The sequence below is a fragment of the Kurthia massiliensis genome (assembly GCF_000285555.1).
In the GTDB taxonomy this organism is placed as follows: Bacteria; Bacillota; Bacilli; order Bacillales_A; family Planococcaceae; genus Kurthia; species Kurthia massiliensis.
In genome coordinates this window covers 413,917-428,306 of record NZ_HE610997.1, presented here as the reverse complement: position 1 = coordinate 428,306, position 14,390 = coordinate 413,917, and the positions used below count along the sequence as shown (strand labels likewise).

The window sequence follows — 14,390 nt, the reverse complement described above, 5'->3', positions numbered from 1 at the left end:
GTCCCTTTTTGATTGGATGGACTTAAAGGGAGGTGGAAGCATGAAAAAACAACCCGCAACACAAAAAAATATTGCACCGGTAGAATATCATTTTATGACCGTTAAGCAACAATTTGTGCAGCAGTTTTTAGCATTGCATCAAACCGATATATCTCTTAAACGAATGGAACACTGGCTAACACCATCATTGAAGCAAGATATGACTGAAAAATTGGATGCGCAAACCGCCCAGCGCTTAGCAGAAGACAGTTTTTTCTTTATTAGTGATGCACCAGACTGGTCACAATATATTATTGAACGTATGAAGCGTGAGCCAAATACAAAATTAAAAAAGCTGATTCATACGTGGCAACAGCCGATTTTTTTCTTCGGTGAAATTATTGACGTGACGAACCGATACGTAGCCATTCAACATGCTTGGACGAATGAAGTTGTGTACGTCCTCGATTTTTCAGCATCGGAGCGTCATATTGGTGAAAATACATTTTTATTACTCGTCAAAGGACTTGATGAGAACATTTATTATTCTTTGAGTATGGCAATCATTTTAACGAAGGCGAGCCATCAGTTGTTTGACGCATGGCGCACACTCTATTATGCAGCTGAAGAAAGTTATCAATCGTTTTTTAGACATTATATGCAAGATTGTTGGCGGTTACTCATTTCAGATTCGATGTTGACGAATTCGATGCCACAACTAGCGAAGCAGTTACTCGTTATGCTCGATGCTGCATTAATTGAATTAGATATTAAAAGCGATCCACTGTTTTTATTCGTACATCATTATTTAAAACATAAACCAATTCCGAATATGCGTAAAAAAGCGAGTTTCATTGCTGGAGCGTTGCAGTTCGGCATGGATTATCACTTCATTCCAGACTTGATGAGTGCAAAGCAATTGGCAGAAGTGTGCGACGTCTCGACAGCAACGGTTTATAATTATGCGCGTAAGCTAGAACGTTATTATAAAGAAGAGTTTGCTGAGTGGCACTTATTAGAAGATGAACAGACGCTTTATTATGCGGGAACAGATGCGACGACGAATGATAAAGAACAATGGCATTTTGAAAAAATATGTGTGGAGCAACAATTGACAGATGAAGTGTCTCGTCAACGCCTAAAGCGTCAACCATTACCACCTTTTGTGCCAAAAACGGCTGAAGATTTAGCACAACATTTTGCATATATGGCGTACGAACAATCAGATGATACGAAACGCTACGATACAGCAAAAATGGCGTATATGTATGACACAACGTGTATAGATGCATTATTGATTTTAAGTGATCAAGATCGGAAGTATTTAGATGAAGCGTGTAAACTCGCAGCGAATGCGTCAAATGTGGCTAGAAATCGTATTTACTTCAAAACAGCAACGGTCTATTTTGATTTGCGTCAAATAGATCGCGCGTTTGATTATTTAAATGCGATGACAAGCTATACGGAAAGTGAGCAATATGTGCGTCTCGCTGTTCTTTGTGCATTAGGAGAAACAACAGCGGCACGTCAATTGCTGGATACGCTACGAGATAATGCGGTGAAACGTTGGTTTGCTTGGTTGTTAGAGCCGTCCTCTGTAGAACGCTACACAGAGGCGATGACGAAAAATGCGTTCGTCGATAAATATCGTCAAAAGCGAGTCGCACCATTGTCATATCCAACGAATTGTTTTTACACTGAAGGCGATCCGACACAAGGAAAGCTCATTTACTTATTGATTTATCCAACGTTAGAACGGCTAGAATCATATTAAAAGGCAAACTGCGCATTGCGGTTTGCCTTTTATCGTTATTCGTCTGAATCAATTGTTGCAATGAAATGATACCGTTTGCCGTCCATTTTAATAGAGATGGCATTTGACGAGCTCGATTCAATTTTATAGCCACTCATTTTGTGTAAATAAAAGCGATTTTTCGCTGTTTGAATAAAGAAGTAATTACCGGTAATTGAATTCGTAAAGTGATTTTCAAACGTGGCACCACCCGCATCAAATGTGACAGTAATGCCATTGCTATCACGTGTGACGAACAATTCGTCTGTCATTTTCGTATTCGTATCGCGTAAATATGGTTCGATGTTTTTGGCGTGATATACTTCTTGTAGTGCTGTTTGTTTAAATTGTTGATCCAATTGTTTGGCGTTCGTTAGTTGCGTACGTAATGTTTTTTCTTGCTTAGATGTTAAAATCGGTTTTTTACGTAAAATCCACGAGTTGAGCCACGTTTGTTGTTCAATAACGTATGTCGCTTGGAAAATGAAATCTTCTTGTTGATCGACTTTTTGAATATTGATTTTTGATGGTTCTGCCATGAAATGTTCTTGTGCGTCGATGTAGCGGTCATAGTCTTTTTGCAGTTGTGTATACGTCGTATCAAGTGATGGATAAATCGATGAAGCAATGACAGCGCCGATCAATGCAAAAATGATTGCAGTTAGCGTAAAGTTAAAAATGGCACGCATACCAATCCCTCCAATTCTTAGTCGGTTACTTGCAATTTTGAAGCATATTGTATATATTTTGAAGGACGCCTACTTTCACATGAGTAGGAATTTTAAACATAACGGAGTGAATGCAATGTTACACCAATTTTCACGTAATGAATTAGCAATTGGTCAAGAAGGCCTTGAGCTATTAAAAAATACAACGGTTGCCATTTTAGGTATCGGCGGCGTCGGCTCATTCGCAGCAGAAGCAGTTGCACGCAGTGGCGTTGGCCGTATTCTTTTAGTCGATAAAGACGACGTTGATATTACAAATATTAACCGTCAACTTGTCGCATACATGTCAACAATCGGTAAATCGAAATCAGCAGTAATGAAAGAACGTATTGCCGATATTAACCCTGATTGTGAAGTCATTGACATGCACATGTTCTACACAGATGAAACAGCTGAAGAATTTTTTAGCTACAAACCAGACTATGTGATCGATGCAAGTGATACGGTCATGTACAAAATTCATATTATGAAGGAATGTTTGAAACGCGATATTAAAATTATTTCAAGTATGGGTGCTGCAAATAAAATGGACCCTACACGCTTCCGCATTGCCGACATTTCTGACACATATATGGACCCATTAGCGAAAGTAATCCGTGTGAAACTTCGTAAAGAAGGTATTAAAAAAGGCATTCCAGTGATTTTCTCTGATGAAAGTCCAATCGTTATTCGTCCTGATGTGGCGGAAATAGTAGGGAAGCCAGAAGCGGAAATCCGCAAAGCGAAAATGCCGCCATCTTCAAATGCATTCGTGCCATCATCAGTAGGCTTAATCGCTGCAAGCTGGGTGATTCGCGATATTTTAAAAGATATCGTCATTACACGCGTACAAGGTTAATCGTATAAAGTTGAAAAACTGTCCGTCAGCGGACAGTTTTTTTATTTCCCTTTTTTTAAACTTTTTAAATGTTCATAAATGCCAGCCATTCGTTTTTCTTGTCCGGCGATAACCGGTTGGTAAAATTCAGTACCGACTAATGCATCTGGTAAATATTGTTGATTGACCCAACCGCCAAAAGTGCCGAGTGGGGTATTGTGGGGATATTGATATCCTTCAACACCGAGCGCTTTCGCCCCACTATAATGCGCATCTCGTAAATGCATCGGGATATCGCCTGTTTTTCCTTGATGAATCGTTGCGATAGCCGCATCAATGGCCGAAATAGCAGAATTTGATTTTTCGGATAAACACATTTCAATGACAGCTTGTGCTAGTGGGATACGTGCTTCGGGCAAGCCGAGACGCTCAGCCGATTGCACAGCGGCGAGTACGTGAGGGCCTACTTGTGGCGCAGCTAAACTGACATCTTCATAGCTCATAACGAGCAAGCGGCGACAAACAGCGACGAGATCTCCGTTTTCTAGGCACATGGCTAAATAATAAATCGCTGCATTCACATCAGAACCACGCACCGATTTTTGTAATGCAGACAATAAATTGTAAAACTGATCGCCTTTTTTATCACCGTATACGCCGATACGTTCTGCAAGTTGCGCTAACGTGCGGTCTTCAATTATGGCGATATCATCTACTTCATCAGCCGCATAATAAGCGGACTCTAATAGTGTCAACGCTTTTCGACCATCACCATTTGCAGCAACAGCGATCGTTTCGAGCTGGTCGTCTGAAATATGAATGCGATAGCGGCCGAGGCCTCGAATTTCATCGTCAAGTGCACGTCTTAATAGTGTCACTAAATCGTCCGTTGTCAGTCGTTTTAATTGTTTGATTTCACCACAGCGCGAGCGAATGGCAGGGTTCACATCGTGAAATGGGTTTTCGGTTGTCGCGCCGATTAAAATAACGCGACCACTTTCAACGTGTGGTAATAGTGTATCTTGTTGGAGCTTATTAAATCGATGAATCTCATCTAAAAATAAAATGACTTGACCTTCAAGTTGCGCATTAGCGACAACGTCCTCGACATCTTTTTTACCCGCGCGTGTCGCGTTAAGTGCATAAAATGGCAAGTGACTTGAACCGGCAATTGCATAGGCGAGTGATGTCTTACCGATCCCAGGTTCACCGTATAATAACATCGATGGCACGTGCCCTTTGGCAATCATTTTATAAAGCGTCGTATGACGTCCGATAAACGCTTCATGCCCAACGACATCATCAAGCGTACGTGGGCGCATACGGAAGGCTAAAGGTTCACTAGACATTAAAATCCCCCCTTTTTGTTACAATTATGATAGTCTAAAACCGAGTGAATTGGAAGGAAATATGATATACTTAAACGATAACAGTATATGAAAATAGAGGTGTCTATATGAAAATTTCAACTAAAGGGCGTTACGGTCTGACAATTATGATTGAATTATCAAAGCAATATGGTCAAGGTCCAATCCCACTACGTCAAATTGCCTCGGAAAATCATCTTTCTGAAGCATACTTAGAACAACTAGTATCACCATTACGTAATTCAGGCTTAGTAAAAAGCGTGCGCGGTGCTTACGGTGGCTATATGTTAGCGAAGCCACCACACTTGATTTCTGCAGCGGATGTTATTAAAGTGCTAGAGGGGCCAATTCAACCTGTTGAAGGAATTGAAAACGAAGCGCCACCACAACGTGAACTTTGGATTCGTGTTCGCGATGCTGTAAAAGAAGTGCTCGACAAAACGAACTTAGAAGATTTAGCGAAATATATAGAAGTGACAGACGATAACAATTATATGTTCTACATTTAGGAAACAACGGCAGCACAAGCTGTACGATTAAAGGAGATTTTATGAAATGACAGAAATTTATCTAGACCATGCGGCAACGTCTCCGATGCATCCAGAAGTGATCGAGGCAATGACAGCGGTGATGATGGAAGTGTATGGTAATCCGTCATCGATTCACCGTATTGGTCGACATGCACGTAAATATTTAGACGAAGCACGCACTAAGTTAGCGCGTTCTATTAACGCGAAAGATAGCGAAATTATTTTGACGAGTGGCGGTTCTGAAGCGGATAACTTAGCCATTTTCGGTACAGCTTACGCACGTCAACATGAAGGTCGTCACATCATCACAACACAAATCGAACATCATGCGGTGTTACGCGCTTGTGAACGTCTTGAAAAAGAAGGTTTTGATGTAACGTATCTTCCTGTCGATAAACATGGTATGATTGCTATCGATGACTTAAAATGTGCATTACGTGATGATACGATTCTTGTAACGGTCATGTATGGTAATAATGAAGTGGGGACGAAACAACCAATTCAAGAAATTGGTGCATTACTTCGCGACCACAAAGCAACGTTCCATACAGATGCCGTGCAAGCGTACGGTTTAGAAAAAATCGACGTCGATGCGCTAGGAGTCGATTTACTATCTACTTCTGCGCATAAATTAAACGGTCCACGCGGTATGGGCTTCCTTTACCAACGCTTTGGCACACATGTGCAACCATTAATCGTTGGAGGAGACCAAGAACGTAAACGCCGTGCAAGCACAGAAAACGTTCCAGCAGTCGTCGGCTTTGCGAAAGCAGTTGAACTTGCACAAAATTCAATGGCAGCAAAAGTCCAAAAAATGAACGATTATCGTCAACTGATGTTAACAAAATTAACAGAAGCAGGCGTTACATACCATACGAACGGGGATGCCCTTCACGCATTACCTCATGTGCTAAACATTAGCTTTAGTGGTATGGATGTTGAATCATTTTTAGTCAACTTAGATATCGAAGGTGTAGCAGCATCAAGTGGTTCAGCATGTACGGCCGGCACACTCGACCCATCACACGTATTAGTTGCGATGTATGGCAAAGGTGCAGATGAGCTCCACAACTCGATTCGTTTTAGCTTTGGCTACGGTTTAGATTCAACGCAAATCGAACGTGCGACAGATGCGATCATCGCTATCGTCAAACGTTTAACGAAATAACGAGAAAAGGTGAAGTAAAACAATGACAAAAGCAGTAAAATCAAACGCAGAAACACGTGTCGTCGTCGGCATGTCAGGTGGTGTCGATTCATCAGTAACGGCTCACATTTTAAAAGAGCAAGGATACGATGTAATCGGTATCTTCATGAAAAACTGGGATGACACAGATGAAAATGGTGTCTGCACAGCGACAGAAGACTACGAAGACGTGATTAAAGTATGTAACCAAATCGGTATTCCATACTATGCGGTTAACTTCGAAAAACAATATTGGGATAAAGTATTTACTTATTTCCTTGAAGAATATAAAGCAGGACGTACGCCAAACCCAGACGTGATGTGTAACAAAGAAATCAAGTTCAAAGCTTTCCTTGAGCACGCATTACGTTTAGGTGCAGATTACGTCGCGACAGGTCACTACGCACGTATTGGTGAAGATGAAAACGGTAACCGCGTCATGTTACGTGGTGTCGATGACAACAAAGACCAGACGTACTTCTTAAATCAATTATCACCAGAACAATTAGAACACGTTATGTTCCCAATTGGTGAAATCGTGAAACCACGTGTGCGTGAAATCGCAGCAGAAGCAGGACTTGCAACAGCGAAGAAAAAAGACTCTACAGGTATTTGCTTCATCGGTGAACGTAACTTTAAAGAATTTTTAAGCCAATACTTACCAGCACAACCAGGTAACATGGAAACATTCGACGGTAAAGTGATGGGTAAACATGACGGTTTAATGTATTACACATTAGGTCAACGTCACGGCTTAGGAATCGGTGGCGACGGTGAACCTTGGTTCGTAGTCGGCAAAGATTTAGAACGTAACGTATTACTTGTTGGCCAAGGTTTCCACAATGATAAATTGTATTCAACGAGCTTAACAGCTGTGAAAACAAGTTTCTCAACGAAACGTGAAATACCAGCAACATTCGAATGTACAGCAAAATTCCGCTATCGTCAAAAAGACGTGCCTGTTAAAGTTGAAATTATCGGCGAAGACAAATGGCACGTTACATTCTCAGAGCCAACACGTGCGATTACACCAGGACAATCAGTCGTTTTATATGATGGCGATGTGTGTTTAGGTGGCGCAACGATTGACGAAGTGTTTAAAAACGGCGAAAAATTAACATACGTAGGATAATAGAGGTGTCACAATTGAATTACAACGAAATTGGTATCCAAGCGATGCAAGAAGAACGCTTTGAAGATGCGGTAAAAGCATTTACAGAAGCAATCGAACAAAACCCAGAAGATACAGTCGGTTACATCAACTTTGGTAACTTACTTGGTGCGATGGGCGACAGCGAACGTGCAGAACGTTTCTTCCAAAAAGCGATTTCATTAGATGAAAGTGCTGCAACAGCTTATTATGGCTTAGCAAATCTTTACTACAACAATGAACGTTTTGACGAAGCGGCGAAACTATACGAACGCTCAATTCGTAAAGGCATTGAAGGTGCAGATGCACATTACATGCTTGCAAAATCATTCGAACATGCAGGTCACAACAAGCTCGCATTACCATATATGCAACGCGCTGCTGAACTTGCGCCAGAAGATGTCCAAATTCGTTTAGCGAATGCGATCTTAATGGCTTCATTAGAAATGTTCGACTTTGCAAAACCAGAGTTAGAAGCAGTACTGAAACTTGATGAAAACAATGCAGATGCCTATTATAACCTTGGTGTGTTATATGCCGTGTCAACAGATGATATTGATAAAGCAAAATCGCACCTTTTAAAAGCGTTAGAAATCGCACCTGAATTTGATCAAGCTAAATATATTTACGATATGCTGATGCAACGTAAAGACTAAATAGGAGGTGACAGGGATGACTGAAAATTTATCACTATTTGCGGAAGAACCGTTATTTGTGGTAGGTCGACCTGTCGTCTCCATTTTTCATAATGCGGACAATTTGTTTTCAATTATTAAATTAAAAATTCAAGAAACGAATACAGATTATAGCGAGCGCGAGATTATCGTTGCTGGTTATTTTCCGCATGTAGATGAAGAGGCGATGTATCGGTTCCAAGGACATTTAAAGCAACATCCGAAGTATGGTTTGCAGTTTCAAGCGACGTCGTTTGAAAAAGAGATCCCAGCAACAGAAACCGGTGTCATTCAATATTTATCGAGTGATTTGTTCCCGGGAATCGGTCAAAAAACAGCCGAATTAATCGTCGAGAAACTCGGACCAGATGCCATTAAAAAAATTATTGAAAATCCGGCCGTACTTGATGGTGTACCACGATTAAAAGACGACAAAAAAGAAACGCTGTTAGAAGTATTAAAAGCGAATCTTGGTATGGATCGTATTTTAATTAAGCTCGGTGAATGGGGGTTTGGCCCGCAAATTGCCGTCCGTATTTATCAAAAGTACGAAGGCAAGACGATTCAGCTATTGCAAGAAAATCCGTATCGTTTAATTGAAGATGTCAGTGGTATCGGCTTTGCACGTGCAGATGACCTCGGTGCGCAACTTGAAATTACCGGGGACAATCCGGGACGTATTAAAGCGGCTGTTTTACATTTATTAAATCAAGTCGCGTTATCAGATGGTCATTTATATATGGAAGCGCCGGAATTAATCGTTGAAGCGAAAGCATTGCTTGAAAAAAGCCAACCGATTGATATTCCATATGAAGAAATTTCGAAAGCGATTATTGAACTTGGTCAAAAAGGAAAACTTTGCGGGGAAGCGCAACGATTATATGTGCCTTCACTTTATTATTCCGAAGTAGGGATCGCAGAAAAGCTACTCGAGCTCATTAGCCGTAACGAAGAACATTCTGCTTTTCCGAGCTCAGAAATTCGTAAATGGATTGGTGATGCGGAGGAACGTTTTGGCGTTGTATATGCAGAGCCACAAGTAAAAGCAATTGAAACAGCAATGAATAGTGCAATTATGATTTTAACAGGGGGCCCCGGGACAGGGAAAACGACAGTCGTCCGTGGACTCGTTGACGTTTATGCGGAACTTCACGGGTTATCATTAAATGTAAAAGATTATGATAAAGACACGCCATTTCCAATCGTTTTAGCAGCACCGACAGGACGTGCCGCGAAACGTTTAAGTGAATCAACTGGCTTGCCGGCACAAACGATTCACCGTTTGCTCGGGTTTACCGGTCAAGAAAACCAAGACGATGAGATGGAGCGCGATATCGTCGGCAAGCTTATTATTATCGATGAGATGTCGATGGTCGATACGTGGCTTGCGTATCAATTGTTAAAAGCGATTCCAGAAGATTGTCAAATCGTCTTCGTCGGAGACCAAGACCAATTGCCACCAGTAGGGCCAGGACAAGTGCTAAAAGATATGCTCGACTCAGGGGTCATTCCAACGGTTGAACTCGGTCAAGTATATCGCCAAGCAAACGGTTCCTCAATCGTAGAAATGGCGCATCAATTGAAACATAACGTCATTCCGCAAGATCTAACGAAAAAAACGAGCGATCGTTCATTTATTCAAGCGCGTGCGGCGCAAATACCTGACGTCGTAGCACAAATTATTAAAAGCGCATTAAAAAAAGGTTTTTCAATTTATGATGTGCAAGTGCTTGCACCGATGTACCGAGGCGATGCAGGAATTGATAATTTGAATAAAATGATTCAAGAACTCGTCAATCCGAAGAAAAATGCCAAAACGAAAGAAATGGCGTTCGGTGATACCATTTATCGAATTGGCGATAAAGTGTTGCAACTCGTCAATCAGCCAGAAAGCAATGTATTTAACGGCGATATGGGTGAAGTCATCGCTATTTTCCGTGCGAAAGAAACGACAGATAATGTTGATCAATTGATCGTATCATTTGATGGCAATGAAGTGACGTATTCGCGTGGTGATTTAAGTCAATTGACGCTTGCTTATTGCTGTTCGATTCATAAATCTCAAGGGAGCGAGTTTCCGATGGTCATTATGCCGGTCGTTAGAAGCTATTACAAAATGCTCCGTAAAAATTTATTGTATACCGGGCTGACGCGTGCGAAAGATTTCTTGATTCTTTGTGGCGAGCCAGATACGTTCGTCAGAGGCATTCAAAACATTGAGGACGTATCACGCCGTACGACACTTGTCGGGCGCTTAAATGGCACGATAGATACCGAAGAAATAGCCGATGAACAAACGGACTACTCAACCGATAACAGTGCAAAAGTGCTGACGATGGACAATTATACGTCGATTGATCCGATGATTGGCATGGACGGGGTCACGCCTGAACAGTTTATGCATTGATTCAATTGACACTCTCGACCCTTTTTCTTATAATCATCTATAGAATAGATGAAAACGATGACGGAAAAAGTACGATCGTAAGCGCATTGCCAAGAAAGGGATTTCCAGGCTGAAAAAATCTCCATTGCGTTTGGTCCGAAAGCTAATCCGGAGTGCAGCTAACCACTGCCGTTCACTACGTTACAGTGCTAAGAGATAAACGATTGTGTAAAGCATCGTTTATGAATTAGGGTGGTACCACGAAACGAATTTTCAGTTCTCGTCCCTTTTTAGGGATGGGGACTTTTCTTTTTGTTTGCACGCATCCATTCATCAAAATCTAGGAGGAATATATACAATGAAAGCATCAGAAATTCGTCGCAAGTATATCGAATTTTTCGTAGAGAAAAATCACAAACAAGAACCAAGCATGCCATTAGTGCCAATCAATGATAACTCATTACTTTGGATCAACTCAGGTGTTGCTACATTAAAAAAATACTTTGATGGTTCAGTTATCCCTGAAAACCCACGTATTACAAATGCACAAAAAGCGATTCGTACAAACGATATCGAAAACGTTGGTAAAACAGCACGCCACCATACATTCTTCGAAATGCTTGGTAACTTCTCAATCGGTGACTACTTCAAAAAAGAAGCGATTCACTACGCGTGGGAATTTTTAACGGATAAAAAATGGATGGGCTTTGATCCTGAAAAATTATCAGTTACATTACACCCTGAAGATACAGAAGCATACGACATTTGGAAAAATGAAATCGGTGTTCCTGAAGAACGTTTAATCCGTCTTGAAGGTAACTTCTGGGATATCGGTGAAGGTCCTTCTGGTCCAAACTCAGAAATCTTCTACGATCGCGGCGAAGCTTATGGCAATGACCCAACAGATCCTGAACTTTACACAGGTGGCGAAAACGAACGTTACCTTGAAATTTGGAACTTAGTATTCTCTCAATTCAACCACAACCCAGATGGTACTTACACACCACTACCAAAACAAAACATCGATACAGGTATGGGTCTAGAACGTATGGCTTCAGTTGTTCAAGACGTGCCAACAAACTACGACACAGATTTATTCATGCCAATCATCGAAAAAATCGAAGCGTTCGCAAACCGTAAATACAAACGTCCAAACGAACTAGATTTAGCAGAAATCTTCAACTCTGAAGAAGATATCAACACACCATTCAAAGTAATCGCTGACCATATCCGTACAGTTGCATTCGCAATCGGTGACGGCGCATTACCATCAAACGAAGGTCGTGGCTACGTATTACGTCGTTTATTACGTCGTGCAGTACGTTACGCAAAACAAATCGGTATCGAAAAACCATTTATGTTCGAACTAGTACCAACTGTTGGCGACATTATGAAAGACTTCTACCCAGAAGTAGCTGAAAAAGAAGCATTCATCATGAAAGTCATCAAAAACGAAGAAATCCGTTTCCACGAAACATTAGACGGCGGTCTTGCAATCTTCAACGAAGTTGTAGAAGCACAAAAAGCAAAAGGCGAAAACGTCATTCCTGGTGCTGACGCATTCCGTTTATATGACACATACGGTTTCCCTGTAGAATTAACAGAGGAATATGCTGCTGAAGTAGGCATGACTGTTGATGAAGCTGGTTTCGAAGCTGAAATGGAAGCACAACGTAACCGCGCCCGTGCAGCACGTCAAGATGTTGATTCAATGCACGTTCAATCAGAAGTACTTGCGAACCTTACACAAGCATCTGAGTTCGTTGGTTATGACACATTAGAAGCTGAAACAACTGTTGAAGCAATCGTTGTTGGCGGTCAAGAAGTGAAAGTAGCTTCTGAAGGCGACGAAGCATTAGTCATTTTAGCGAAAACACCATTCTACGCTGAAATGGGTGGTCAAGTAGCCGATGAAGGTACAATTACAAACGAAGCATTCACAGCGACTGTGAAAGACGTACAAAAAGCACCAAATGGTCAACCACTTCACACAATCATTATTGAAAGCGGCGAGTTAACTGTCGGTGCGAACGTAACAGCAACTGTTGATCGTGATGCACGTAACTTAACAGTGAAAAACCACACAGCGACACACTTAATGCAATCAGCACTTAAACACGTATTAGGCGATCACGTTAACCAAGCAGGTTCTTACGTTGGTCCAGACCGTTTACGTTTCGACTTCTCTCACTTCGGTGCGGTAACAAAAGAAGAATTAGAACAAATCGAATTAGAAGTAAACGAAAAAATCTGGGACGATATCGAAGTTGTGATTCAAGAAATGGCAATCGACGAAGCAAAAGCAATGGGTGCGATGGCATTATTCGGTGAGAAATATGGCGATATCGTACGCGTTGTTTCTGTATCTGATTACTCAATCGAACTTTGCGGCGGTATCCACGTGAAACGTTCATCTGAAATCGGCTTATTCAAAATCGTATCAGAAGGCGGTATCGGTGCCGGCACTCGTCGTATCGAAGCGGTAACTGGTAAAGAAGCATTTAAAGCTGTCAAAGAAGAACAACACATTTTAGAAAACACTGCAGCACTTTTAAAAGCAAATCCAAAAGATTTAACGATGCGTGTTGAAAACCTTCAACACGAATTAAAAGATGCACAACGTGAAAACGATGCATTATCTGCAAAAATCGCATCAGCACAAGCTGGCGACATTTTAAAAGATGCACAAGACATCAACGGCGTAACAGTACTTGCAACACGCGTTGACGCAAAAGACAACGGTCAATTACGTCAATTAATGGATGACTTAAAATCTAAAATGGAAAAAGCAGTGATCGTTTTAGGTGCAGCAGCTGACGGTAAAGTAATGCTTTGCGCTGGTGTAACAAAAGATATCGCGGGTAAAGAATACCACGCTGGTAACATTGTAAAATCAGTTGCAGAACAATGTGGCGGTAAAGGTGGCGGTCGTCCAGACATGGCAATGGCCGGTGCAAAAGACGCTGAAAAACTAGACGTAGCGCTACAATATGTATACGAAACAGTGAAATCAGTTTAAAACATTCATTAATTCCGTTATACTTTAAGTAATGGTTTCTAATGAATCTGAAAAGGGGTGCATTGCATGAGCAAGTTCGATCAAACGATGAAATTTAATTTCCCGGAAGAATCAATGGAACAGGAAGTAAAGGAAACGCTACTTTCTGTACATGCAGCACTGGAAGAAAAAGGTTACAACTCGGTGAATCAAATCGTTGGCTATTTATTGTCAGGCGATCCTGCCTACATTCCACGCCACCAAGATGCCCGCGCGAAAATGCGCAAATTGGAGCGCGATGAAATTATCGAGGAGTTAGTGAAGTTTTACATTAAAAAGAATAACGAGGCTAAATAATGAGAGCAATGGGTTTAGATGTCGGTACGAAAACGGTTGGTGTCGCAATTAGTGATGCACTAGGTTGGACAGCACAAGGTATCGAAACGATCAAAATTGACGAAGAAAATGGCGAATTTGGCTTAGAACGAGTAGCAGAACTTGTGAAAGAATACAAAGTAACAGAATTCGTCGTTGGCTTCCCAAAAAATATGAACAACACGGTCGGCCCACGCGGAGAAGCATCTATTGCCTATAAAGAAAAACTGGAAGCGCAATTTGCGCTTCCAGTTACATTATGGGACGAACGTTTAACAACAATGGCTGCTGAACGTTTATTAATTGAAGCAGATGTCCGTCGTAAAGACCGCAAAAAAGTAATTGATAAAATGGCTGCTGTAATGATTTTACAAGGCTATTTAGATCGCAAATCATTTTAGAGGTGAA

12 protein-coding genes are annotated in these 14,390 nt (G+C 41.3%); 10 read left to right on the top strand and 2 right to left on the bottom strand.

Annotation, left to right across the window (positions count from 1 at the left end; translation table 11 throughout):
- The first annotated feature begins 40 nt into the window (after positions 1–40).
- Positions 41–1,753, top strand: coding sequence for a hypothetical protein (locus tag KMHG_RS06490; RefSeq protein ID WP_010288072.1), 1,713 nt, complete (start codon positions 41–43; stop codon positions 1,751–1,753).
- Positions 1,754–1,788: 35 nt separating this feature from the next.
- On the opposite strand, the gene KMHG_RS06485 is transcribed toward KMHG_RS06490, so the two are convergent.
- Entirely contained in the window at positions 1,789–2,460 is a 672-nt protein-coding gene (locus KMHG_RS06485; protein ID WP_010288071.1) for a hypothetical protein, read from the bottom strand.
- Positions 2,461–2,575: 115 nt separating this feature from the next.
- Between KMHG_RS06485 and KMHG_RS06480 the strand changes: the two genes are divergently transcribed.
- Positions 2,576–3,337: a tRNA threonylcarbamoyladenosine dehydratase gene (locus KMHG_RS06480; RefSeq protein ID WP_010288069.1), complete on the top strand. Its 762-nt coding sequence runs from the start codon at positions 2,576–2,578 to the stop codon at positions 3,335–3,337.
- A 41-nt stretch (positions 3,338–3,378) separates the two neighbouring features.
- Here the strand turns inward: KMHG_RS06480 and KMHG_RS06475 are convergent, their stop codons facing one another.
- Positions 3,379–4,665, bottom strand: a complete 1,287-nt coding sequence (locus tag KMHG_RS06475) for a replication-associated recombination protein A (RefSeq protein ID WP_010288067.1) — start codon at positions 4,663–4,665, stop codon at positions 3,379–3,381.
- A gap of 107 nt (positions 4,666–4,772) precedes the next feature.
- On the opposite strand from KMHG_RS06475, the gene cymR reads away from it, so the two are divergent.
- From cymR to ruvX, 8 genes are all read left to right on the top strand, one after another.
- Complete coding sequence (gene cymR / locus KMHG_RS06470) at positions 4,773–5,192, top strand: cysteine metabolism transcriptional regulator CymR (RefSeq protein WP_010288066.1); 420 nt, start codon at positions 4,773–4,775, stop codon at positions 5,190–5,192.
- A 46-nt stretch (positions 5,193–5,238) separates the two neighbouring features.
- The gene (locus tag KMHG_RS06465) at positions 5,239–6,381 is read left to right on the top strand and encodes a cysteine desulfurase family protein (RefSeq protein WP_010288064.1); all 1,143 of its coding nucleotides are present in this window, start codon (positions 5,239–5,241) and stop codon (positions 6,379–6,381) included.
- Positions 6,382–6,403: 22 nt separating this feature from the next.
- Positions 6,404–7,531 (top strand): tRNA 2-thiouridine(34) synthase MnmA, encoded by a 1,128-nt coding sequence (mnmA, locus tag KMHG_RS06460; protein ID WP_010288063.1) that lies wholly within the window; start codon positions 6,404–6,406, stop codon positions 7,529–7,531.
- 14 nt (positions 7,532–7,545) lie between these two features.
- The gene (locus KMHG_RS06455) at positions 7,546–8,205 is read left to right on the top strand and encodes a tetratricopeptide repeat protein (protein ID WP_010288062.1); all 660 of its coding nucleotides are present in this window, start codon (positions 7,546–7,548) and stop codon (positions 8,203–8,205) included.
- A 16-nt stretch (positions 8,206–8,221) separates the two neighbouring features.
- On the top strand, positions 8,222–10,630 hold the full coding sequence (gene recD2 / locus KMHG_RS06450) for an SF1B family DNA helicase RecD2 (protein WP_010288059.1): 2,409 nt from the start codon (positions 8,222–8,224) through the stop codon (positions 10,628–10,630).
- 337 nt (positions 10,631–10,967) lie between these two features.
- Complete coding sequence (gene alaS, locus KMHG_RS06445; protein WP_010288058.1) at positions 10,968–13,628, top strand: alanine--tRNA ligase; 2,661 nt, start codon at positions 10,968–10,970, stop codon at positions 13,626–13,628.
- 66 nt (positions 13,629–13,694) lie between these two features.
- Positions 13,695–13,964 carry an IreB family regulatory phosphoprotein gene (locus tag KMHG_RS06440; RefSeq protein ID WP_010288057.1) on the top strand — a complete coding sequence of 90 codons (270 nt, stop codon included), beginning with the start codon at positions 13,695–13,697 and terminating at the stop codon, positions 13,962–13,964.
- Positions 13,964–14,383 (top strand): Holliday junction resolvase RuvX, encoded by a 420-nt coding sequence (gene ruvX, locus KMHG_RS06435; RefSeq protein WP_010288055.1) that lies wholly within the window; start codon positions 13,964–13,966, stop codon positions 14,381–14,383. Before KMHG_RS06440 ends, ruvX begins: the two co-directional genes overlap by 1 nt.
- The last annotated feature ends 7 nt before the right edge of the window (positions 14,384–14,390 follow it).

Excerpts from the sequence above, each read along its gene's own strand:
- cymR (WP_010288066.1), top strand. The coding sequence starts at position 4,773 with ATGAAAATTTCAACTAAAGGGCGTTACGGTCTGACAATTATGATTGAA.
- KMHG_RS06440 (WP_010288057.1), top strand. The coding sequence starts at position 13,695 with ATGAGCAAGTTCGATCAAACGATGAAATTTAATTTCCCGGAAGAATCA.
- alaS (WP_010288058.1), top strand. The coding sequence starts at position 10,968 with ATGAAAGCATCAGAAATTCGTCGCAAGTATATCGAATTTTTCGTAGAG.
- KMHG_RS06480 (WP_010288069.1), top strand. The coding sequence starts at position 2,576 with ATGTTACACCAATTTTCACGTAATGAATTAGCAATTGGTCAAGAAGGC.
- KMHG_RS06475 (WP_010288067.1), bottom strand. The coding sequence starts at position 4,665 with ATGTCTAGTGAACCTTTAGCCTTCCGTATGCGCCCACGTACGCTTGAT.
- KMHG_RS06465 (WP_010288064.1), top strand. The coding sequence starts at position 5,239 with ATGACAGAAATTTATCTAGACCATGCGGCAACGTCTCCGATGCATCCA.
- KMHG_RS06485 (WP_010288071.1), bottom strand. The coding sequence starts at position 2,460 with ATGCGTGCCATTTTTAACTTTACGCTAACTGCAATCATTTTTGCATTG.
- KMHG_RS06490 (WP_010288072.1), top strand. The coding sequence starts at position 41 with ATGAAAAAACAACCCGCAACACAAAAAAATATTGCACCGGTAGAATAT.
- mnmA (WP_010288063.1), top strand. The coding sequence starts at position 6,404 with ATGACAAAAGCAGTAAAATCAAACGCAGAAACACGTGTCGTCGTCGGC.
- ruvX (WP_010288055.1), top strand. The coding sequence starts at position 13,964 with ATGAGAGCAATGGGTTTAGATGTCGGTACGAAAACGGTTGGTGTCGCA.
- recD2 (WP_010288059.1), top strand. The coding sequence starts at position 8,222 with ATGACTGAAAATTTATCACTATTTGCGGAAGAACCGTTATTTGTGGTA.